Annotated in this window: 18 protein-coding genes; 4 read left to right on the plus strand and 14 right to left on the minus strand. The window is 43.8% G+C overall.

From position 1 onward, the window contains the following. Window positions 1-43: 43 nt before the first annotated feature. Entirely contained in the window at window positions 44-1,792 is a 1,749-nt protein-coding gene (aspS, locus tag ABNE31_RS03720; RefSeq protein WP_293281743.1) for an aspartate--tRNA ligase, read from the minus strand. A gap of 364 nt (window positions 1,793-2,156) precedes the next feature. Here aspS and ABNE31_RS03725 point away from each other — a divergent pair, with 364 nt between their 5' ends. Continuing rightward, window positions 2,157-2,507 (plus strand): nicotinic acid mononucleotide adenyltransferase, encoded by a 351-nt coding sequence (locus ABNE31_RS03725; protein WP_127140554.1) that lies wholly within the window; start codon window positions 2,157-2,159, stop codon window positions 2,505-2,507. Between the two features lie 69 nt (window positions 2,508-2,576). Here ABNE31_RS03725 and ABNE31_RS03730 read toward each other — a convergent pair whose 3' ends face one another. The 6 genes from ABNE31_RS03730 to ABNE31_RS03755 form a co-directional block, all read right to left on the minus strand. After that, complete coding sequence (locus ABNE31_RS03730) at window positions 2,577-6,071, minus strand: efflux RND transporter permease subunit (protein ID WP_349352416.1); 3,495 nt, start codon at window positions 6,069-6,071, stop codon at window positions 2,577-2,579. 9 nt (window positions 6,072-6,080) lie between these two features. Further along, window positions 6,081-7,265, minus strand: a complete 1,185-nt coding sequence (locus tag ABNE31_RS03735) for an efflux RND transporter periplasmic adaptor subunit (RefSeq protein ID WP_349352417.1) — start codon at window positions 7,263-7,265, stop codon at window positions 6,081-6,083. Between the two features lie 23 nt (window positions 7,266-7,288). Then, window positions 7,289-8,620, minus strand: coding sequence for a TolC family protein (locus tag ABNE31_RS03740; RefSeq protein ID WP_179383408.1), 1,332 nt, complete (start codon window positions 8,618-8,620; stop codon window positions 7,289-7,291). Next, window positions 8,621-9,226 (minus strand): TetR/AcrR family transcriptional regulator, encoded by a 606-nt coding sequence (locus ABNE31_RS03745; RefSeq protein WP_179383409.1) that lies wholly within the window; start codon window positions 9,224-9,226, stop codon window positions 8,621-8,623. Between the two features lie 217 nt (window positions 9,227-9,443). Further along, window positions 9,444-9,875: a hypothetical protein gene (locus tag ABNE31_RS03750; RefSeq protein WP_349352418.1), complete on the minus strand. Its 432-nt coding sequence runs from the start codon at window positions 9,873-9,875 to the stop codon at window positions 9,444-9,446. Next, window positions 9,865-10,413, minus strand: a complete 549-nt coding sequence (locus tag ABNE31_RS03755) for an RNA polymerase sigma factor (protein WP_349352419.1) — start codon at window positions 10,411-10,413, stop codon at window positions 9,865-9,867. The genes ABNE31_RS03750 and ABNE31_RS03755 overlap by 11 nt, the downstream gene beginning before the upstream one ends. 171 nt (window positions 10,414-10,584) lie before the next feature. Between ABNE31_RS03755 and ABNE31_RS03760 the strand changes: the two genes are divergently transcribed. Next, window positions 10,585-11,568, plus strand: coding sequence for a polyprenyl synthetase family protein (locus ABNE31_RS03760; protein WP_349352420.1), 984 nt, complete (start codon window positions 10,585-10,587; stop codon window positions 11,566-11,568). On the opposite strand, the gene ABNE31_RS03765 is transcribed toward ABNE31_RS03760, so the two are convergent. Genes ABNE31_RS03765 through ABNE31_RS03775 form a run of 3 tightly spaced genes read right to left on the minus strand, consistent with a single transcriptional unit; the run spans window position 11,565 to window position 14,085 of the window. Further along, on the minus strand, window positions 11,565-12,725 hold the full coding sequence (locus tag ABNE31_RS03765; RefSeq protein ID WP_349352421.1) for a lycopene cyclase family protein: 1,161 nt from the start codon (window positions 12,723-12,725) through the stop codon (window positions 11,565-11,567). The two genes, ABNE31_RS03760 and ABNE31_RS03765, sit on opposite strands and share 4 nt — an antisense overlap. A 25-nt stretch (window positions 12,726-12,750) precedes the next feature. Continuing rightward, window positions 12,751-13,632, minus strand: a complete 882-nt coding sequence (locus tag ABNE31_RS03770; RefSeq protein WP_349352422.1) for a hypothetical protein — start codon at window positions 13,630-13,632, stop codon at window positions 12,751-12,753. A gap of 6 nt (window positions 13,633-13,638) precedes the next feature. Continuing rightward, window positions 13,639-14,085: a hypothetical protein gene (locus tag ABNE31_RS03775; RefSeq protein ID WP_349352423.1), complete on the minus strand. Its 447-nt coding sequence runs from the start codon at window positions 14,083-14,085 to the stop codon at window positions 13,639-13,641. 185 nt (window positions 14,086-14,270) lie between these two features. Between ABNE31_RS03775 and ABNE31_RS03780 the strand changes: the two genes are divergently transcribed. After that, a complete protein-coding gene (locus tag ABNE31_RS03780) occupies window positions 14,271-14,927 on the plus strand; it encodes a metal-dependent transcriptional regulator (protein ID WP_179383416.1) in 657 nt (218 codons plus the stop codon). Beyond that, window positions 14,927-15,748 (plus strand): ZIP family metal transporter, encoded by an 822-nt coding sequence (locus ABNE31_RS03785; RefSeq protein WP_179383417.1) that lies wholly within the window; start codon window positions 14,927-14,929, stop codon window positions 15,746-15,748. Before ABNE31_RS03780 ends, ABNE31_RS03785 begins: the two co-directional genes overlap by 1 nt. Before the next feature lies 1 nt (window position 15,749). Here the strand turns inward: ABNE31_RS03785 and ABNE31_RS03790 are convergent, their stop codons facing one another. From ABNE31_RS03790 to ABNE31_RS03805, 4 genes are all read right to left on the minus strand, one after another. Next, window positions 15,750-16,871, minus strand: coding sequence for an efflux RND transporter periplasmic adaptor subunit (locus ABNE31_RS03790; protein ID WP_349352424.1), 1,122 nt, complete (start codon window positions 16,869-16,871; stop codon window positions 15,750-15,752). Window positions 16,872-16,873: 2 nt separating this feature from the next. Further along, window positions 16,874-21,220, minus strand: coding sequence for a CusA/CzcA family heavy metal efflux RND transporter (locus ABNE31_RS03795; protein WP_349352425.1), 4,347 nt, complete (start codon window positions 21,218-21,220; stop codon window positions 16,874-16,876). A 78-nt stretch (window positions 21,221-21,298) separates the two neighbouring features. Beyond that, a complete protein-coding gene (locus tag ABNE31_RS03800) occupies window positions 21,299-21,700 on the minus strand; it encodes a hypothetical protein (protein WP_349352426.1) in 402 nt (133 codons plus the stop codon). A gap of 80 nt (window positions 21,701-21,780) precedes the next feature. After that, window positions 21,781-23,526, minus strand: coding sequence for an alpha-glucosidase (locus ABNE31_RS03805; RefSeq protein WP_349352427.1), 1,746 nt, complete (start codon window positions 23,524-23,526; stop codon window positions 21,781-21,783). Window positions 23,527-23,543: the final 17 nt, after the last annotated feature.

A 23,543-nucleotide genomic window follows, 5' to 3' on the forward strand; every position in this document is an offset into this window, starting at 1 on the left:
TAAAAGTATTAAAAAATCCCGCAGTGAGCGGGATTTTGATATATCACAAGTCCAATTTTAAATGGAGTTCCTTTAATTGCTCGTCGTCTATGTTGGCTGGCGCATCGATCATGACATCGCGTCCGCTGTTGTTTTTTGGGAAGGCAATATAGTCCCTGATGGTTTCTTGTCCGCCCAAAATGGCAACCAATCGGTCCAGACCAAAAGCAATACCTCCGTGTGGGGGGGCACCGTACTGGAAGGCATCCATCAAGAATCCAAACTGCGCCTTGGCCTCTTCTGGGGTAAAGCCCAAATGTTTGAACATGGTGGCTTGGGTTTCCTTATCATAGATACGGATGGAACCACCTCCAATTTCGTTTCCGTTCAGTACCAAGTCGTAGGCGTTCGCCTTAACCTCTCCGGGATTGGTGTCCAACAATTCCAACTGACCGGGTTTTGGTGAGGTGAAAGGATGGTGCATGGCATGGTACTTTCCTGTTTCTTCGTCCAGTTCCAATAATGGAAAGTCCACTACCCAAAGCGGAGCAAACTCATCTGGTTTTCTAAGGCCCAAGCGTGTGGCCAATTCCATACGAAGCGCACTTAATTGGGTGCGTGTTTCATGGGTGTTGCCCGAAAGTACACAGATAAGGTCGCCGGCTTTTGCCCCTGTTGCCTCGGCCCATTGGGCCAAATCATCCTGATCATAGAACTTGTCCACGGAAGATTTGTAGGTGCCGTCTTCATTACATTTTACGTAGACCATCCCTTTGGCTCCCACTTGTGGGCGTTTTACCCAGTCGATGAGGCCGTCTATTTCCTTTCTTGTGTAGGAGGCGGCACCTGGAACGGCAATCCCAACTACCAGTTCGGCCGAGTTGAATACATTAAAATCTTTGTGCTGCGCTACTGGGTTGAGTTCGCCAAACTGCATTCCAAAACGAATGTCCGGTTTGTCGTTACCGTATAGTCGCATCGCATCGTCATAGGTCATTCTGGGAAAATCTGCTACGTCAACACCTTTGATTTCCTTTAACAGATGCTTGGTCAAGCCCTCAAAAGTATTGAGGATGTCTTCCTGTTCCACAAAGGCCATTTCACAGTCGATTTGCGTGAACTCTGGTTGGCGATCGGCACGGAGGTCTTCGTCCCTAAAGCATTTCACAATTTGAAAATACTTGTCCATACCGCCTACCATCAACAGTTGCTTGAAGGTTTGTGGCGACTGGGGCAAGGCATAAAACTGTCCCTCGTTCATACGGCTGGGCACCAGAAAATCCCTTGCGCCTTCGGGTGTGGATTTGATCAAATAAGGGGTTTCAATATCAATAAAGCCTTGGTCGGACAGGTATTTCCTGACCTCCATGGTCACTTTATGGCGAAAAATCAGTTTGTTTTTAACTGGATTCCTGCGGATATCCAAATAGCGATACTTCATGCGGATGTCCTCGCCACCATCGGTTTCATCTTCTATGGTAAAAGGAGGGAGCAAAGAGGTATTCAGTATAGTAAGCTCTTTCACTAATACTTCAATCTCCCCGGTTGGAATATTGGGGTTTTTGGAAGCGCGCTCGATCACTTCGCCCTTGGCTTGTATCACGGTTTCACGACCCAGTTCCCTGGCTTTGTCCAGAAGCTCTTTGGAGGTGCGCTCCTCATCAAAGACCAATTGGGTAATGCCATAGCGGTCCCGAAGGTCCACCCAGGCCACAAAACCTTTGTCACGTAGCTTGTGCACCCATCCACTTAAAACCACCTCTGTTCCAATGTCCGATGCCCTGAGGGCACCACAAGTATTGCTTCTGTACATACTGCTTGTTATGAGAGCGCAAATTTAATAGGAATGTGTGTAATTTTTAGGGGATATGCCTTTTTTCTGTTTTGGACGCTTTTAGGTGGGTAATGAGTGTTGGTAACAAATAATTACGTAACTTTAAATTAACATTAAGATTACATAATAGTGGCTTTTGATACGATTAATGGTTAAAAAGTCGGGTAAAATATCTTCAGAAGTGAGTTTCACAATACATTTAACATACTGAAATACAGTAACATAGATTTTTAATGTTAACTTAATGTAAACTAAATGTTACTTAAATGTGTTATTAATGTAAAATTTAAGTATCTTTGTTACGTTATCAATTAGGTATTAACAATATTAAATCCCATACAATATGAAAAAAGCAGTATTATTTTTGGCGGTGATGTTTGTGGTTGGGGTGTCTGCTCAAGATACTGAACCGACCTTTGAGAAAATGGGAAAAATGGTGAAAGCCACTTATTTTCATGACAACGGCGAAATTGCCCAAACCGGTTATATGTTGAACGGAAAGTTACATGGTGACTGGGTAATGTTCAATGTTGAAGGTAAAAAAATTGCCACTGGTCAATACGACAATGGCGTAAAGACCGGAAAATGGTTTTTCTGGCAAAATGATGAATTGAGCGAGGTGGATTATTCAGATAACCGCGTAGCACAAGTAAAAAATTGGAACCAAGGCGATGCCGTTACGGTCAACCAATAGTTAAAATCAGTGTTTAAGAAAAAGCCCCGACCATTTGGTCGGGGCTTTTTTATTTATGTATATCCTGATTTACTCTGTTACCACCTCTGGGGTTTCGTGTTTTGAGGTCCAACTACGGATTCTGATTTTTAACCTGTACGAAATATTGAACAATACCGGCACAATGATCAGTGTGAGGAATGTAGCTACCACCAGACCAAAAATCACGGTCCATGCCAAAGGTCCCCAGAAAATCACATTGTCACCTCCCATGTATATTTGAGGGTCAAAATCTGAAAAGAGGCTCACAAAGTTGATGTTCAGACCAATGGCCAACGGAATAAGGCCCAATACCGTTGTAATGGCCGTTAGCAATACGGGCCGTAAACGCGCCTTTCCTCCGACAATTATGGCTTCTGTCACATCTTCTCGACTCAATAGATCGTCGTCAGAAATACCTAGTTTCACTTTTTTACGGTCGATCAAGATTTGGGTATAATCCAATAGCACCACACCATTGTTCACCACAATCCCGGCCAAGGAGATGATACCCATCATGGTCATCATAATCACAAAGGGCCAGCCCGTGATGATCAAGCCACCGAATACTCCGATAAAACTGAGGAAAATGGCCATCATAATAATGGCTGGTTTGGAGATGCCACCAAACTGGAAAATCAAAAGCAACATAATCAATCCAAGCCCCAAAAAGAAGGCACTCATTAAAAAGGCCATCTGTTTTTCTTGCTCCTCTATTTGTCCGGTGTAATCAATTTTGACTCCTTCGGGCAGTCCTTTGAACTCCTGCATTTCTTCCTGTATTTCCGCAACAATAGCTGCAGCATCGGTAAAGCCGGGTTTTAGTGCGGAGTATACGGTCACCACCCTTTTGGTATCTACATGCTTGATGGCACTAAAGGAAGAGGTGTTCTTTTGGTCGGCCACGGCAGATACTGGAATTTCCTTAATCTGCCCGTTGGAAGGGTCCCTAAAGATTATTTTCTGGTTGAACAAGGCACTGGTATTGTAGCGGATATCCTCATCAAACCTTACGTTGATGTTGTAATCCTCACCATCCTTTTTATAAATACCGGCTTTGTCCCCAAAAATGGATCTACGTAGTTGCTGGCCCACTTGACCCACGGACACTCCAAGTTCGCCGGCCTTTTCTCGGTTCACAACAACTTGCATTCCAGGCTTGCCCTTGTTTACATCGACCTTAAGCTCCTCGATTCCAGCAATATTTTTGCTGTTGATATAATTTCGCATGCGTTCGGCCGTATTGATGAGGGTGTCATAGTTTTGACCTTCAATTTCAATATTGATGGGGTATCCAGCAGGGGGTCCTACCGCATCTTTTTCTACCGAAATCGTAACCCCGGGATATACGCCGGTCAAGGTATCCTGAATCTGCTGCCTAAGCTCTTCCGTATCCAATCCGTTACGGTATTTGAATTCCCGCATGGACAAGGTAATCTTACCACGATGCGGCATCTCCGCTGCGGAACCTCCCTCTGTAAAGGGGTTTTCTGCACCTTTACCTACCTGGGATACACTGGATTGCACCAAATAGTTAAAATCACCATCGTTGTATTTGCTGCGACCGGTTACCCCGTATACCCTACTTTCAATATCCTTTGTAATGGCATTGGTCTTATCGATATCGGTTCCCTGTGGATATTCGATGTATACATAAATTTCATTAGGTGTATTGTCTGGGAAGAACTCTACTTTGGTACGCTGTGTTTGTAGCGACATCCCAAAGAACACAAAAGAAAGAACCAGAAGAAGGGAGGTAAGGCCAAAATACCAGTACACATTTCTTCCTCTTAGCGCCTTTTTCAATTGGTTTTCATAGAAGTTTTCCAATCGCACCAAACTCTTGGTCTGGAAACGACGGGCGGAAGGTTTAAGGAAATACTTATAGATCCAGAACATGGCGGCCACAACGATCATTAAGGTACCGAGCCCCCGAACTTGTCCGCCCACAAAGTAGATGAACAATCCAAATCCTCCCAAAATGATACTCAATCGAATCAACTGTTTTCTGGTAAGCTCTTTTTCCCCAATCTGCATAAACTGGGAAACGAGCATGGAGTTCATAAAAATGGCCACGAACAAGGAAGAACCCAAAACCACGGAGAGCGTAATCGGGAAGAAGATCATAAATTCTCCCATAATACCTGGCCATGTTCCGAGTGGCACAAAGGCCGCCACTGTGGTTGCCGTAGAAATAATGATCGGGATGGCGATTTCCCCAATCCCTTTTTTGGCAGCTTCCTTGCGGGACATGCCTTCTTGTTCCATGAGTCGATAAACGTTCTCAACCACCACTACACCATTATCCACCAGCATACCCAGTCCCATGATCAAACCAAAAAGAATCATGGTATTAAGCGTGTAGCCCATGGCAGACAAGATCATGAAGGACATGAACATGGACATGGGTATGGCAAAACCAACGAAAAGTGCATTGCGGAATCCTAAAAAGAACATGAGAACGGTCACCACGAGGATAATCCCGAAGATGATGTTGTTCACTAGGTCGTCAACTTGGTTCAAGGTCCTGCTGGACGAATCGTTGGCAATGGTTACCTTAAGGTCCTTGGGATAGTAGTTTTCCCTAGCCTCATCAACAAGGTCACGGATGAGGTCCGAAGCCTCGATGGTATTTTTTCCAGAACGTTTTTTGATGTCCAACATCACTACAGGACTACCGTGCTCACGGGCATAGGTGGTTTTGTCTTCTTCCGAGAAAGTGACGGTAGCAATATCACGCAGATAGATGGCTCCGTTTTCGGATTTTACCACAAAGTTTTCCAGTTCCGAAGGGTTTTCTATTTCACCCAAAATACGAATGGTCCTTCGCTGGCCGCTGGTAATCAAGTTACCTGCGGACATCGTCATGTTGCCATTGGCAATGGCTTGGATCACGTCGTCAAAGCTTACACGGGATGCCATCATTTTGTACACATCCACGGCTACTTCGACTTCTTTTTCCTGTGCGCCCCTAATATCAACCTCTTTGATTTGTGGGAGGTCTTCTATTTCGTCTTCCAGATACTCTGCGAACTCCTTTAGTTTTTCCACCGGATAGTCCCCGGTAAGGTTCACGTTCATGATAGGAAACGACTCGGCAAGGTTGAGGTCGAACACGTTGGGTTCCACTTTGGCCCCATTGAAAATAGGCCAATCTTCACCGGCCTTTTCCGAGTCCACTTCGTCCTTTACTTTTTGCTTGGCGGTTTCCACGGCAATTTCTTCATCAAACTCCACAACGATCATGGAATAATCCTCTTGGGAGGTCGAGGTGATTTCGACCACATTACTGATGTTTTTCAACACATCTTCCAAAGGGTCGGTAATCAATCGCTCCATATCCTCCGCCGTATTCCCCGGGTAAACGGTGCTTACGTAGATCTTCGTTTCTTCTACCTCAGGAAAATCTTCCCGCGGCATGGAAAAATAGGCAGATAGCCCTATGATGAAGAACAGACCGATCATCACATAGATCACAGACGGATTGTCTATGGCCCACGATGATAGGCGAAATTCCTTATTTGCGTTTTTTTCAGCTTTTTTCATTGTCCTGGATTAGTTTTTGGCTGTTGTAGTTGAATCGATCACCTGAACTTTTTGTCCATCTCGTACCCTACGGGCACCTTCTACAATGACCTGACTGCCGGATGAGATTCCTTCAAGTACTTCCAAATAATCACCTTGGGTTCTACCGGGAGTTATAATGGATTTTTTGGCCATCACCTCTCCGTTTTCTTCAGCAATAAGATACACGTATTGTTCCCCTTCAGCATTTTCCGAAACCACACTTTGGGGGATTAAAATGGCATTCTCGTTGGTATAATCATTGATTTTTACCTTGGCCGTCAAATTGGGCTTTACATTTCCAGTCTTGTTGGGCACGGGAATCTCCGCACTAAAAGATCGGTTGCTCGGATTGATGAAGTTGCCGGTCTGACGCACCTTTGTAGTGATGCTCTCTCCCAAAACAGGAAAATAGACCTCTGCCTCCTTACCTACGGTCACATTGGGTAAGTGGCTTTCGGGTACTTCTACATCAATGTACATATCGGATAGGTTTACAATTCGGAAAATCTCTGATCCAGGTCCTGGGCTTACCACGGTACCTTGATCTTTTATAATGTCGTCCACAATCCCTGAGAAAGGAGCACGGATAGAAGATTTCCCTACTTGGCTTTCCAATTGTTTCACGGCGCTCTGTTGGGCCTCATACTGCGTTTTGGCCTGTAGGTACTGTATTTCCGAACCAATATTTTGTTCCCAAAGTCTTTTTTGGCGCTCAAAAGTGGTCTTCGCCAGCTCGGCCTGGGTCCTTAACTGAGCCAATTGGCTGGAGAGTCCGCCATCGTCAATGGAGGCCAGCAATTGCCCCTTTGATACACGTTGGCCTTCTTTTACATAAACACGGTAAAGGGTACCGGCCATTTCCGGGTATACCAAAACGTTTTGGTCGGTCATTACATCTCCTTGCAATTCCAAATAATGTTGAAATTGTTGTGGTTCTACGGTGAGTGCGGAAACCAAAGGTAATTTTGTGTTGTCCTCGAGTTCACCGATGGCCTCGTCCAATTGTTTTACTTGTGATTCCAACGCCTTCAGTTCTTCGGTGACGGAATTTCGTTTGGCGCGAATGGCCTCTACATCCTTACTGGCGATTACACTTTCTACGGAATTACCGCTGCCGCTGCCGCACGAAGCAAGGACCAAGGTGGTTATTGTGATATATATAGCTTTTTTCATGATGGAATGGTTTTCTCCTTTGTTTATTGATTTATAATGTTTTCCAGCGCCGTTTTCTTATTGATCACGTCGACCATGGATTGTAGATATTCTTGTTGACTGTTGTATAGCTGCGTCTGTGCCTGTCTCAATTCAAAACTGGTAGCCAGACCTTCGGAATATTTGATTTGGTTCTTTTTTTCGATGCGTTCGGCCAGGTCCAGATTGTCTTTGGAAGTGCCATATTGTTCAATGGCCAGAATATAATCGCTCTTGGCCGTTTCCAGTTGAAGACGAATACGTGATTGGGTTTCGGTGAATTGTGTTTTGGCTTTTTCCAAGGCAATCTTGGCACGTTGGGTGCTGGCGCTTCGTTGCAGGGAACTGAAGATAGGAATGTTGAGGTCTACCCCTAAAATAGAGGAACCGAACCACTGCTGCCCGCTGCTAAAAAAATTGAAACGATCGCTAAATGAGTTTCCCCCATAATTGACAAAAGCATTTAAGGTGGGAAGCGCTCTGCTCTTGGCCAATTTTAACTCAAGGAAACGTTGTTCGTTGAGGTTGGCAGCCATTTTAAAATCTACGTTGTTCTCTATGTCAAATTCGGAATCGATAAGGCCTAAATCAATTTGCTTTTGGGTAAGGTCATCCAGATTTTCGGTCAGAACTGTTGGGGCCTCAATAGGGAGTCCAAGCACCAGGTTCAACATTTGCCTTGTGATTTTCTCCATCCTACGGGCATTTTTAAGCTGATTTTCAACCGATGATAACGTAATCTGCAATTGGTCCACGCTCTCCTCATCTCCAAGTCCGTTCTCGTAAATACGTTTGGTTTCGTAGAGGTTCTCCTCCAAAGTGGCTTTGTTCTTTTCGGAAATCAGTACGCTTTCTTGGGCCAACAATACGTTGCCGTAGGCTTCTACCACCGATTTACGAACATCCAGTTCGGTTTTTTCCTTGTTGTTCTGACTATAATCCAAAAAGGTTTTGGTGGCTTGAACGCCCACGATGTAAGATCCATCAAAAATCTGTTGGGTCAAGGTTGCAGTGGCGGCAATGGATTGCGGCTGTCCAAAGACCACTTCTTGAAAAGTGCCTGGTTCTCCGCCAAAAAATTCAGCGGGAATCTGGGCCACAGGTTGCTTCAACTGGTTTTGGTAGCTTACCGCTCCATTGATCTGGGGCAATCCCGATGCAATGGTCTCCCATTTTTGCTTTTGGGCATCAAGGATATCCCTTTCTGCATTTTGGGCGGTATAATTGTGCTCCAATGCATAGGTGATGGCCTGATCTAAGCTAAAACTCGGTATGGAGTCCTGCGCAGATGCCAACCAGGGCAATATAAATAGTAAGGTGATTAGTGTTTGTCGCATTTATTCTTGATTTGAATTGATGATTGAGTTGAGTATTTGTCTTCCTTTTGGGGTTACAATGCCCCTGAGGTGGTATTCCAGATAATAATCCAGCAGCTCCACTTTGTTGAAAATTTTGGTAGGGAAAAGGTTATTGTCCTTAATGCTCATGACCCCGGAAAAATAAATTCTGGAAACAAATTCCACGTTGAGGTTGTCACGGTAGATGCCCATTTGCATGCCTCGTTTCACATTTTCGATGACGCAGCCGTGCATGGAACTATACTGCCTCTCCTTAAGGGTGGCATGGACCTTGGGATAATACTTCTGTAATTGGTACAGAGGTGAGGATTTCTCATCCTTTAAATGTACCATCACAAATCTTTTGATTTCGTACAGTTCTTCAATTGGGTTTTTTTTCAGTTCTACGATGTTGTCTATTCCGCAAGTAATAAAGTCACACATGGTCATGGTCGACTCCTCCACCAGTTCCGTTTTGTTCTTAAAATGTGAATAGATGGTCTTTTTGGACATCCCCATCTCATGGGCCAAATCGTCCATGGTAACGCTCTTAAAGCCTAGGTTTAAGAACATTTCAGTTGCTTTTTGTATAATCGTCTCCCTCATAATCGGTGGCAAATGTAACCACGGAAACTTTAAAAACAAAAAAAGTTTCCGTGGTTTTACAATTTTTTAACGAAGGATTGATTTTTTGTTTTAACTGCGTTTTTTTCCGTGGATATATACGGGAACCACCGCTGTTTTTTGATGGGACTCATTTTCTTCGAGGGGACCCAACCTCCAAAAAAAAGGTCGGAATTGGCGTAGGTACTTTTTACTTCGGTTAGGCTTCTTTGGATTCATCATGATTATCGTTTTTGATTTTTTGAACATATGCTTTAAAGGCTTCTTCGCCCTCTTCCTTCCAAAATTGATCGTAGTGTTTCCACTCATCAAAATCCCGTCTCCAGGATCCACATTTGTTGGACGACTTCATCTTCTTTTTGTGACTGCTGCCCTTGCTTTTTGCGCCACCGCCGCCAAAACCGAACAGCAATTTGGCAAGAATGAACACTCCAAGTGCCTGCCAGTAGGTAACGGTTCCAACTCCGAACAAATCGGGTATGAGCCAGTTCCAGAGGCGCATCAGTAAATAGTTGGCCAAAAGAAAGACCAAGATTCCCAAGACGACCATGGCAATGACTTTTACTACCTTTTTTACGGTGTTCTCCACCTTCTTTTCTACAGCTTTTTCAAATTCTTTTTTATGCTCCATGACTCATTTCTTTTAAGTTTTCCAATTTTTTTGATAGTTCAGACATGGCCCTATGTCTTCGTGACATGAGGGTCCCTGCCGGTATTCCTGTTTTTTCAGCTATTTGTTTGTAATGGTATCCTTCAAAATCTATGGCAATGACGATATCCCGGTAAGGCGCTTTTAAATCCTGAACGGCCTTTTTGAGGGCCCGTTCCATTTCCGGGGAGTAACTATTGTCGGCATCACCATAAAAGAACTCTGCAAATTCGCGCCATTGTTGGTCAATGTCCTCGCTGGGCACTTTTTTCTCTTTTCTCCCACGCATAATGTCCATAATCCTGTTGCGAATGGCGTTGTACACAAATCCACCTACGTTGTGGATAGGAATGGCATCTTCCGATCGGGAGAATATCCGTAGGGCAACATCCTGCACAATATCTTCGGCATCCCGTTCCGATGTGTCCCTGATCTTCGACTGCACATACGACCGCAACGATCCGTACTCCTCTGTGAAGAAGTTGGTCAGGTTGTTATGGTTATCGGTTTTGGCTGCCATTTGGTTACTTCGGGTTGCTCTTCACTAATAGAGACGGAGTAAAAGGATTCTATTGCACTTTTTTGGAAACTTTTTTTCAAAGGATTGACTTTTAGATATTTGGTGTGGATAACAACTGATTTTAAAAGTAGCCCATCCTCAAATTCAATATTTGAATGTATTTTTGACTCCATGTCAGATATCGATAGCATTAGTCAGTACAGAGCTCAGTTTGTTACGTACCTCGAACAAAGAACCCAATTAGGGGAACCCAAAAATCTGTACGAGCCCGTACAGTATATTTTGGGATTGGGAGGCAAACGCATGCGGCCTATACTCACCTTGATGACGGCCGAGGCTTTTGGTGGAAAGGTAGCGGATGCCATGGATGCGGCCTTGGCTGTGGAAATGTTCCACAATTTTTCCTTGGTACATGATGATATTATGGATGACGCTCCCTTGCGAAGAGGTAAGGTGACCGTTCATGAAAAATGGGATGTGAACACGGGAATTCTATCCGGCGACGCCATGTTGATTCTTTCCTATCAATGTTTTGAAAGCTACCCTCCTGAAATCTATGCGGAGCTGACCAAATTGTTCAGCAAGACCGCTTTGGAGGTTTGCGAAGGGCAGCAATATGATGTGGATTTTGAGACCCGGGACGATGTGACCATCCCCGAATACCTGAAAATGATTGAGTACAAAACCTCCGTTCTCGTGGCAGCTGCCATGAAGATGGGTGCGATTGTGGCAAAAGCCCCCGACAGTGATGCCAATGCCATTTATGAGTTTGGCCGAGATCTGGGCATTGCTTTTCAATTACAGGACGATTATTTGGATGCCTTTGGTGACCCCAAAACCTTTGGCAAGCAAGTGGGAGGCGATATTATGGAGAACAAAAAGACGTATCTGTACCTGAAATCCTTGGAAAATGCCTCCAAAGACAATCAAGAAGGGCTGTTGCACCTGTATTCCATCAAACCTGAAGATTCTACAGCTAAGGTCGCTGCGGTAAAAGCAATTTTTAAGGAAAGTGGAGCAGTGGAAGCAACCAAAAAAGCGATACAAGACTTCACCCAAAAGGCCTTTGATGCCTTGGCAGACACCAACCTGCCAGAGAACAAAAAAGCTTTGCTAAAGCAGTTTGGAAAAAATTTGATGGAGCGTACCGTTTAGAATAGGCGATTGAGCAATGCGTTGATGAACGGCATGGGTTTGGGAGCGGACACAATTTGAAGTTCTTCCCAAAGATTGGTCTCGTTTTCTAAGAATTTTAGGATCAAGGAAGCCTTTCTTCTTTTGAACATGGATTCAAAAATTTCGTGTCCCAAGTGATTGTTTTTGTACAAAATGTCCAATAATAACATATCATAGAACAGAAACCGGTTCTTTTGGTGAAATTGGGTCAAGGGTTTACCCGTTTTAAGATGTGCTACCAGTTTGGGCACTTCCCTGCTTGTATTGTAAAAAGTATAGCCCGTGCTGGGTTTGGCCCACCCACCTGCAATCCCAATATGGAACAATTTATTGGAATTATGTTGATGAAAGGGATAGCAAGTCATGGGAATACTTCCGAATTCGGTGTCTTGGATGGAGTAGGTTATATCACCGAAGTTTTTGGTGATGTAGGCTTTAATGGCTTCTTCGTATTCCTGTTTTTCCAACAGATGCTCGGAAAAGAGGGTGTATTCCAAGAGGGCTTCGGTTTCCGAAAAGGGGAGGATGTACATAAATCGGGTATTGCCCTTTTGGGGTACGGAAAAATCCATGAATGTAGCCTCGTTTGGGTTAAAAACCGACCGGTCTGTTTTAATGTGCCACCCTACAAAATGTTGCTGTAAAACGGGGTAATCCGTTTGTTTTAGGGGTAGGGAAGCGTCGTACACACTGGAAAATACCGTTTGTCCGGTAAATTTTTGGCTAGGGGTGGTTACCACAACCTCATGTTCGTGCTCTTCGAATTGTTGCACTTCTTCCTGTATCCAAGTGATGTTGGGATAGGCCTTTACTCTTGGCACGAAGTGATTGTAGAAATCAATCCCTCTCAACATTTTATAGGTATAGGGGTCAATGGAAGTGGATTTTTGAAGTGATTTCCCCCCCACATAAATATGGTTCCATGTTTTATGGACCAGTTCATCAAATTGCCCGGCACCCCGTTCCCAAAAGCACCACGTGCGGTCGTTTTTGGATTTATCGTCCTTGTCCAACACCAAAATGGATTTGGAAGCAAAGAAAGGATCTTTTCCCAACGTATCGGCCAAAAGCAGACCAGCGGCTCCCGCACCTATAATGATGTAGTCGTAGTTGGGCATATTGTTAAAAATAGGCATTTGAAGGGTCGAATGACTTTTTCTTTTATTCCAATTCTTCCTCTACGATTCTTAAAGGATAGATGGCTGTTATTTGTTTTTTAAGGCTATTATCCAAATCTTCCAAACGGGTGCCAAATTTTTCTAGAGCAAGCTTTTCCCTTAAGTCAATAACCGTACTATAAAGGATCTCCACCGTGTTCTTGTAAACAGAATATTTTATGTTACCATTATAGGCTAACACAAATGTTGCTACGGATTTGTTTCTTAAAGAGTGTTGTTCAATGTGGCTGGCTAATTTTTCTTTTGAAACTTGATTATCATCAACATAGATTTCCTCGTTTTCAGTGATTTTTATATGCAATGCCTTGTCTGGGTCGTACTCTTTGACTTCTTGGAAATCCGTATTTATTCCCGCTTGGGTATCAATCATGCAAAAGACTAGAAAGGATAGTCTTTTGTAATAATCCAGGGTAAAATCTTCTTTGGATAACAATTCCAACATCTTTCTTGCTAAAGATTTCGGAGAATCAACAGCAAATTGCTCTAGCTGTTTTAATGTTGACTTATTGTAATTTGTTGAATCAACACTTTTGATCTGATTGCAACCTATAGTTTTTTGAGGGTCATAACCACTTAATTTTTGACTCTCTAAACAGAATAGCTTGGACGGTTCCTTTTTGGGATGTGTTCCATTAACCACTCCTTTTAGAAACTGGATATAGCTTTTTCCACTTTCATCGATCAAGAACCCCTCTAGAATCAGAAGATTTTGATAATCAAGCAATAATTGTTTGTAGCCCTCTCCATCATCCGGATAAGATTGATAGTAGCAATCCATAAGCTGTTTTTCAATTCTTTCAGTTTGCCCTAAACCTGTAAAATGGGAAAACAGGATTACCATAATGGATAGGAAATGAATCTTCACTGGATATTATTTTCTTATTGTATTTATCAATTTCAAAAACCAATGTATGATTAATAATAAAACGGGCAAAATAGCGATGCCATAGGTATATCCCCAGAATAATTTCATGGCCAGTTGGCCTCCCTGAAAACCTGTCGCCGCTCCCGAAAATGAAAACGATAAATTTCCAGCAAGTAAATAGGACACGGGTACCCAAAGAACTGCAAAACCCACGGAAAACGTAAGAAGTTGGTTGAACAGTTTGTGCCGTTTCTTGGGATCCCTAAATTCTCCCACACCAAAATAGATTGTCAAGGGCAACGCAATTAGACCCATCCAAGTGATGGGCGTTCCCATCGGAATGGAACTTCCTTCATACAACGGGACGGTCAAAATGGAGGAGCCGGTAATCAAAAGTGACAGTACAAGGATGAAAATCAAAAAGCAGGCAAAAAAGTAAAATCGAGACTTCAATAGTATTTCATTTTAAACTTTAGAAAGATAACCATTCTTCTTTTTGTAATCGCATTACAAAGAAACTACTAGTAGATTAAGGTGCTGCTTAGCTTCAAAAAGGTATTCAAATTCACTCGGTAATTTAGACACAACGAAAAATAAATTTTGCTAAATAAAAATGTATTTTTGAAAAAACAATTTTGATGACCCGATCTGAGGAAAACTACTTAAAGGCCATATTTCATTTGGGTGGTGGCGATTCCAAATCCATTACCACCAATGCGATAGCGGAACAGATGGAAACCAAACCCTCGTCCGTCACGGATATGGCCAAGAAATTGGCCGAAAAAGGATTGGTGGATTATGTGCGCTACCAAGGGGTTTCGTTGACGGATGCCGGCGTTAAAACCGCATTGTCCATTATTCGTAAGCATCGGTTGTGGGAAGTCTTTTTGGTGAAAAAACTGGATTTTACTTGGGATGAGGTACACGAAGTGGCCGAGCAGTTGGAGCACATCAAAAGTGAAAAATTGATAGACAAAATAGATGAGCTCTTGGATTTTCCCAAGTATGACCCCCATGGCGATCCCATTCCCACGAAAGATGGAAAGTTTCAGGAACGTGATGAGAAATTGCTCAGCGAAATGCCCATCAACTCCAAAGGGGTTTGTGTAGGAGTGAAGGATTCTTCGGTTCCCTTTTTGAAGTTTTTGGACAAGAACAACATCGCTTTGGGCAATACCATCCAGGTTTTGGATAAAGAGGATTTTGACAATTCCCTTCGTATTCGAATGGAGGGGAACGAAATGCGAATATCACATCAAATAGCATCAAACTTATTTGTGAAAAAGAATAGCTAATGGAAGCAGTAATCGACTATTTTGAAAGTATCGACCCGATTTTGGCGGCCCTTTACGCCACCCTGTTCACTTGGGGATTGACCGCTGCCGGGGCGGGTCTTGTATTTTTGTTCAAAAGTCCAAAAAGGGCCTTAATGGATGGCATGTTGGGCTTTACCGGTGGGGTTATGGTAGCCGCCAGTTTCTGGAGCCTATTGGCACCGGGCATTGAGATGAGTGAAGGGGAAGGCTTTGTCAAGGTCATTCCCGCTGCCGTTGGGTTCTTAATGGGTGCAGCTTTTATTTTTGGTCTGGATAAAATTTTGCCCCATGTCCATATCAATTTTAAAATAGACGAAGCGGAAGGGGTAAAAACACCCTGGCATCGCACTACGCTCTTGGTATTGGCCATTACCTTGCACAATATTCCCGAAGGGTTGGCGGTAGGTGTCCTTTTTGGGGGTGTAGCCTCTGGCTTTGAAGGCGCGACCATTGGTGGTGCCGTGGCCTTGGCTTTGGGTATTGGGCTACAAAACTTTCCGGAAGGCTTTGCCGTTGCAGTGCCTATGCGCAGGCATGGACTCAGCCGTAGAAGAAGTTGGATGTACGGTCAGGCATCGGCCATTGTGGAACCTATTGCCGGTGTGCTTGGCGCTTGGGCCGTATTGACCTTTGAACCTATTTTGCCCTATGCCCTTGCATTTGCGGCAGGAGCCATGATCTTTGTGGTGGTCGAGGAGGTAATCCCAGAAACGCAACAAGACAAATACACCGATATCGCCACAATGGGTTTTATCGGTGGATTTATTATTATGATGATATTGGATGTAGGATTGGGGTAAATTATCCCCCAATCAAATCAAATACCCCCTTGATCAAAAATTCGTCAGATTCGGTTAGTTGATCCGAAATGATTTCCGAATAACCATCATACGAATTTCCCTGAGCTACGGGGATACGTTCAAAGGTATAGCCGTCTTGCTTGTTGATCAGTTTTAGCACGTAATGGTTTCCTTCCGATTCGATTACCGCCTCATCGGGTAATGCCCAGGTTTGTACCGTATCGGTCATGATCATGGCATCCACAAACATCCCAGGTAAAAAATTGGTGTTCTCTTCGTGCTCCAAATGTCCGTGCACCTTTATGGTTCGCTTATCGCTGTCAATCGATGTCCCCACTAGGTATACCTCTGCATTGAAATTGGATTTGGCCGCCTCTGGAATCTTGAACAAGATCTTTTGTCCTTTCTTCACCTTTAAAATGTCTTTCTCAAAAACGGTAAGTTCTAGGTGAATGTGGTCATTGTTTACAATTTCCAATATTTCCGTAGCAGGTGACACATAACTTCCCTTGGCCACGTTCATTTTGGTGATACTGCCCGCAATAGGGGCATAAATGGCAGCCTGTGAAGAGATTTTGCCCTGCTCCACTTGGCTTGGGGAAATATTGAGCATTTGTAATTGTTCCCTCAAACCTTGATAGCGTGCTTTGGCTGTTTCATAATTGCTCTTGGCTTGAAGAAAATTCTTTTGTGAGGCGATTTTCTCCTTAAAAAGCGTCTGGTTTCGCTCAAACTCTGCCCTCAGGTAATCCAACTGGTTGAATACTTCGAGATAATCCTGTTGCATCTGTACGAATTCTTGGTTTTCGAGTACTATCAGGAGTTGTCCTTTTTTGACCCGGTCACCCACCAAAAGGGAAGTCTGCTTCACAAAACCTCCCATAAATGCGGTGATACTGGCCCGGTTTTCCGGAGGAACGTCAATCATTCCAGAGGTCTCCACAATCTTGGGAAAGGTTCGTTTCTCCAAGCCTCCTATTATCAAATCATTGGTATCGAATTGGTTCTGCGTCACCACAATACCTGTTTCTTCTTGTTCTTGTTCGGTGGATGCTTGATTGTTCTTATTGCCGCAGCCCATCATTAGAAGGAAAACAGCGGTTATTTGAAGTATATGTTTCATGATTATAATGTTATGGTCAAATAATTAATGGCGATTACGGTTTGATTGTACTGGTTGAGCACATCCAAATAATTGAGTTGAATCTCGTAGGCATTTTCCAAGCTTTGGATATATTGGAAAAAGTCAATTTCCCCATTTTGAAAATTCCCGGAGGCTGCTTTCAAAATTTGATCGGAAAGTAGACCACCTTCGTCCTCATAATAGGAGAGCTCCTTGGCCTGTTGTTCCAATTGGCCCATTAGGGTTTTATAGCGCTGGTTCATGGCTACGCTGATCTCCGTATTTTCCATTTCCGTGATCTTGGTCTGTATTTTGGATGATTTCACCTTACTACTGTGGCCAAAGAAGAAAATGGGAACGCGAACGCCCACTTGAAGACCATAAAGGGATGCGCCCAGACCGCTGTTGGTTCCTTGAAAATACTCAAGGTTGAGGTCGGGCAGCAATCGATTTTCCTCTAAGCTCTTTTGGGCATTACTCAGCTGTTGGCGATGGTCCAAAAAAGAGGTCTCCGTTGGCATCATCCCTTGCAGATTGATCACGGTAAGCTTTTCTGGCATTTCGGTCACTATTTGTAGACTGTCTTCTGTCTGGACCAAACTTGCGATCTGACCATATGTGGTCAACAACTGCTGATTGATCTTGGCAAAGGTGTTCGCAATCTGTCGTTGCTTGGCCGTTGCCGTTACTTTTTCCAGATAATTGGTCTCGCCGAGTTCAAAACGTCTGTCGGCCGCGTGCGCAAATTTGCTATAAATACTGTCCAACGTCTTGTAAAGCTTTGCTTTTTGGTTCAAGGTCTGATATTGGTAGTACGCATTGCTCAGGGCTTGGTATAATTGCTTCTTTTGAATTTCAAAGGATGATTTTTGCAGCTCGTAGTTCGATTGTTGAAGTCTGTTCTTTGCTCCGTAAACCGTAGGGAACTCAAATTGCTGTTGTACCCCAAAAACCCGTATGGGCTGATTGTTGATGGCCAAGTTGTTCTCATCATATTGATAGTAAATATCCGTTTTGTCAAACTCAAAAGCGGTTCCCTTTAGGGTTTCTGCTTGATCTACCATCATGGAACCTGCCTGGATACCTTTGTTATTTTCCAAGGATAAAGCCATAAGGTCCTCCAGGTTCAACTTTTGTTGGGAGAAACCTGAAAGGCTAACCATGAACAATAAAATGGTAAGCGCTTTCTTTTTCATTTTTCGCGCTCTTCGTATTTTTCCCATTCCACGGAATTTTATGTGATGTGAATACGCATATAAAACGGGCAGTACAACCAATGTCAACATAGTTGCCGTTACCAGTCCGCCAATGACCACGGTGGCCAAGGGTCGCTGTACCTCAGCACCCGCATTGGTGGATACCGCCATGGGCAAAAAGCCCAAAGCTGCCGCAGAAGCGGTCAATAAAACCGCACGAAGCCTGTCCTTGGTACCCTGTTTGATCAAATCTTCCATGGAATCAAAGTCCTTTCCCTTGAGTTCCTTGAAATGCTCGATGAGTACGATACCGTTGAGCACGGCTATCCCAAAAAGGGCAATAAATCCAACCCCGGCAGAAATACTGAAGGGCATATCCCTTAACCAGAGCAAGAGAACCCCGCCGACCGCTGATAACGGGATGGCGGAAAAAATCAACAAAGCTTCTTTTACCGACCCAAAAGCGAAATAGAGCATTATAAATATGAGCAACAAAGCAATGGGTACGGCTATCATCAACCGGGCCTTGGCATTTTGAAGGTTTTCGAACTGTCCACCATAGGTAATCAGATAGCCCGGGGGCAGCGTGATGTTGTCCCTGACCAATAACTGGATATCATCGACCACAGATTGAAGATCCCGGTTTCTAACGTTGATGCCCACTACGATGCGTCTTTTGGTATCATCACGGGAGATTTTGGCGGCACCTTTTTGATAGGTAATCTCAGCCAGTTCGCTCATCGGGATTTTTCCTCCATTGGGAATATCCACATAAAGATTCCGAAGGTTGGAAATATCTTGGCGGTTCTCGGAATCCAAGCGGACGGCCAGATCAAATTGTCGTTCCCCCTCGAAAACGCTGCCAACGACCTTACCGGCAAAACCCATGGAAATCATTTCGTTCAGGTCGGCAATGTTGAGCCCATGACGTGCAATTTTGGCGCGGTCAAAAGCAACGTTCATTTGGGGAAGACCTTCCACCTTCTCTACGATAATGTCCGACGCACCTTCCACATCTTGGATAAGGTCCTTTATTTCATCGGCTTTTTTGCTCAGGGTTTCGAGGTTCTCCCCAAATATTTTGATGGCAATATCGGCCCGTACCCCGGTAATCAGTTCATTAAATCGCATTTCAATGGGTTGGGTAAATTCCACTTCCATGCCCGGGATTACGGAAAGGGCCTCTTTAAATTTATCGGCCAGTTCGTCCTTGGTTTCGGCAGAGGTCCATTCGCTTTTTGGTTTCAAGGAAATGATAACGTCACTTTCTTCCATTGACATAGGGTCGGTGGGAACCTCGGCTGCGCCGATACGGCTTACTACCTGATTGACCTCTGGAAATTGTTCCATTAGGATTTTTTCAATTTTAGTGGTCGTTTCTACGGTTTTGGCCAAGGAAGTCCCTGTTTTCAGAACAGGTTGGATCACAAAGTCTCCTTCGTCCAAAGTGGGCACAAATTCACCTCCCATTGAAGAGAACAAAATTATGGCTCCTACCAATAGTGCAGCAGCTATGGAAAGCACGAGTTTTTTGCTTTTCATGGCCCATTCTATAACGGGTTCATATTGTTTGTTGATCCAGTTTACCAAACGGACGGATACATTTTTGGAGGACTCCTTGGATGGTTTTAAAAACAAGGAGGAGGCGACGGGAACATAGGTAAAGCAGAGTAAAATGGCTCCCAAAAGGGCAAAGCTAAATGTCAACGCCATTGGTTTGAACATTTTCCCTTCTACACCGCTCAGGGACAGGATTGGGATGAATACAATTAAAATGATTAGCTGGCCGAACACGGCGGAGTTCATCATTTTGGTAGCACCTTCAACCGTTATTTTATCCTTTATGGACTGTGTGGCATCTTTGCCCAAGTCCACTAACTCTCCCTGTCTTCGTGTAATTTGAAATGCAATATATTCCACAATGATTACGGCACCATCAATGATGATTCCGAAGTCGATAGCACCCAAACTCAATAAATTGGCGTCCACACCAAAAATGTTCATTAAGGTAAGGGCAAATAATAGGCATAGTGGGATAACCGAGGCGACCACAAGCCCTGAGCGCCAGTTGCCCAAGAGCAATACGACGACAAAAATCACGATAAGGCAACCCAGTACGAGGTTTTCCGTAACGGTAAAGGTTGTTCTTCCGATGAGTTCACTACGGTCCAAGAACGGGTTGATGTACACCCCCTCTGGCAAGGATTTGGAGATTGCGGCGACTCGTTCCTTGACGGCTTCGATAACACGTTTGGAGTCAGCATCTTTGAGCATCATAATTTGACCGAGGACCTTTTCGCCCTCGCCATTTCCGGTGATCGCCCCAAAACGTGGCGCACTTCCAAATCCAACTTTGGCCACGTCTTTGATATAGATTGGAATTCCGTCCCTTGCGGTTACCACAATGTTTTCGATGTCCTTAAGGTTGCCCACCAAACCTTCCCCACGGATAAAATAGGCTTGGTTTACTTTCTCGATATAACCACCGCCCGTAACACTATTGTTTTTTTCCAAGGCGGTGAACACTTCTCTAGCGGTGATATTGAAAGCGTTCAACTTTTGGGTCTGAATGGCCACTTCGTATTGTTTGAGGTGCCCTCCCCACGTATTCACCTCCACCACTCCTGGAATTCCGGAAAGCTGCCGTCTTACGATCCAATCTTGGATGGTACGCAGCTCCGTGGAAGAATATTGGTCCCTGTATTTGGGCTTTACATCCAAAATATATTGGTAAATCTCTCCCAATCCGGTGGTAATTGGTCCCATCTCCGGGGTTCCAAAGCCTTCGGGTATTCGACTGGATGCAGATTTGATTTTTTCCGCAATGAGCTGTCGTGGCAGAAAGGTGCCCAAATCGTCCTCGAATACTATCGTAACCACGGAAAGGCCAAACTTGGAAACGGACCGAATTTCCTTAACGCCAGGGAGATTTGCCATTTCCAACTCTACGGGATAGGTTACAAATTTTTCCATATCCTGGGTGGAGAGGCTCCTTGAGGTAGTGATGACCTGCACTTGATTGTTGGTGACATCGGGAACGGCCCCGATGGGTATTTGTGATAGTGAGTATAGCCCCACCAAGGCTATTGCCACTGTAAAAAGAAGAACAATAAACTTGTTCTTTATACTAAAGTTGATAATTTTTGAAAACATGATTCATAGAAAATAATAGCATTATTAAAATGGAATAAAGCTTGTGAGAAGTGTTCAGCTAGGCTGAAGTACTATGAATTATGCCTGTTTGGGCGGCTGGAAAAGATTGTCCCCCCAAATGTGCGAATAGGATATCTGATAATGAAAATTACCCTTCGCCGCCAATGGAATTTCTGGATAGGAATTGATGAAGCTATCTTGTCCTAAAACAAACACTAAAGGTTGCGCACAGGGAGCTTGATGATGTTGGAACGGAAGTTTTTCGTGTTCTTTCCGCTCCTCTTGATGCTTTTCGCTATGGGAAGCTTTAAGGTCCCCATAATGTTTGGATACAAACACCATAAAATCGTCACCATATTCCTCATTGTGGAATTGGTAGTGCTCGACCAGTTGTCCAAGTTCCACCAAATCCTTCAAATGGATATTGGCACTTTGGAGTAAAATGAGCAACGATATGCTTATGGTAACTATTTTGTTCATCCTGACACCATAAAATTAAGAATAATAAGCAGGAGGACATCAATTCGGACTTAATTTAGAATTAATCTGATTTTACGGATTCATGGCTCAATGGCCAAAATCACAGCTTGATAGGGTTGCATTTTGATTGAATTTTCTGCGAATTCGATATCAGCATAGTTGTTGATCATCACGGAATGGTTTAACCAATCATTTTTTAGTGCAAGCTCTGCTGAATCGGCGGAAAAATTCAACAAAACCAATACGGTTTTGTTACCCAATGTCCTTGTGTAGGCATAAATATGCGGATGTTCCGGAGCTTGGAGTTCGTATGCTCCATAGATCAAAACGGGATTTTGCTTTCGAAGTTCCGTCATTTTTCTAAAGTGGTTGAGCACAGAATTGGGATCGGCGTTTTCAGTGGCTACATTGATATCGATGTAATTATCGTTTACGGGAAGCCATGGTGTTCCGCTGGTAAATCCTGCATGTTCGGAATTGTCCCATTGCATAGGGGTACGTCCATTGTCACGTGACCCATAGTTGAGTTTTTTCATGAACAATTCCATATCCTCGCCTTCGGACAATGCTTTTTCGTAGCCATTGATTGCTGCAATATCTTGATATTGGGATATCGAATCAAAGTCAATATTGGTCATGCCCAATTCGTCCCCGTAGTAACAGTAAGGTGTACCGCGCATGCTAAGTATAAAAGTGTTTAAGAGTTTGGTAGAGGCGCTTCTGTATGCTTTGCTGTCGTTGCCCCAACGACTTACCATTCTGGCTTGGTCGTGGTTGGCCAAAAAAATGGAAAGCCAACCATCCTCAGCAAATTCTTGGTCCCATTTGGTGAAGATCTCTTTCATGGTCTTTAGATCATATCCCTCATATTTTGGAATATCCACTCCTTCAAAGGCGTAGGCCATGTTCAATTCATTACGGTCTGCATCAACCAATTTGTGGGCATCTTCAAAATTACGGCCTGCTCCTTCGGCAACGCTCATCACATCATATTTACTGAAGACTTGTTCGTTCATTTCCTTCAGATAATCGTGGAGCCCGTCTTGCATGGCGTAGTATTGTATGAAATCTTTTTCAAACCCTTCCGGAAATTTAGGAAAGGTAGTGTCCTTGGCAGCAAATTGGAATGCATCCAAACGAAAGCCATCCACTCCCTTGTCGGCCCAAAACTTCATAATATCGTAAACTTCTTGTCGTACTTTGGGGTTGGACCAGTTGAGGTCGGGCTGTTGCTTGGCGAAGTAATGTAAATAGTAAGCGTTGGTTATAGAATCGTATTGCCAGGCATTGCCTTTGGCATCAAACAAACTGTAGCGATATGGAGGTTCTCCTTTTTCCGCAGGCCACCAATGATAGTAATCCCGATAAGGGTTGTCCCGTGAACTTCTCGACTGTTTGAACCATTCGTGCTGGTCACTACTATGGTTTACAACAATGTCCATTACCAACTTAATGTCCCTTTGATGCATTCCGGCAAGGAGACTGTCGAAGTCCGCCATTGTCCCGAACTCTTCCATAATGCCCCTGTAATCGCTCACATCATAACCGTTGTCGGCATTGGGAGAGGTATAAATGGGATTTAGCCATACGGCATTGACTCCCAAACTTTTGATGTAATCCAATTTTTCAATAATGCCCTTTAGATCACCCACACCATCACCGTCGGAATCCTTAAAACTCCGAGGATATATTTGGTAAACGATGGCCTCTTTCCACCATTTTGCGTTTTCTACGGGAGCTTGATCTTTTTCATCTTGTTTTTGTTGACATGAAATGGCCATAAAAAGAAAAGCGCAAATCATCACTTTGAGAAAGGAACGGTTCATAGGTCGATTATGAATTG

Origin of the sequence: Flagellimonas sp. MMG031, assembly GCF_040112705.1 — a bacterium.
GTDB lineage: Bacteria > Bacteroidota > Bacteroidia > Flavobacteriales > Flavobacteriaceae > Flagellimonas.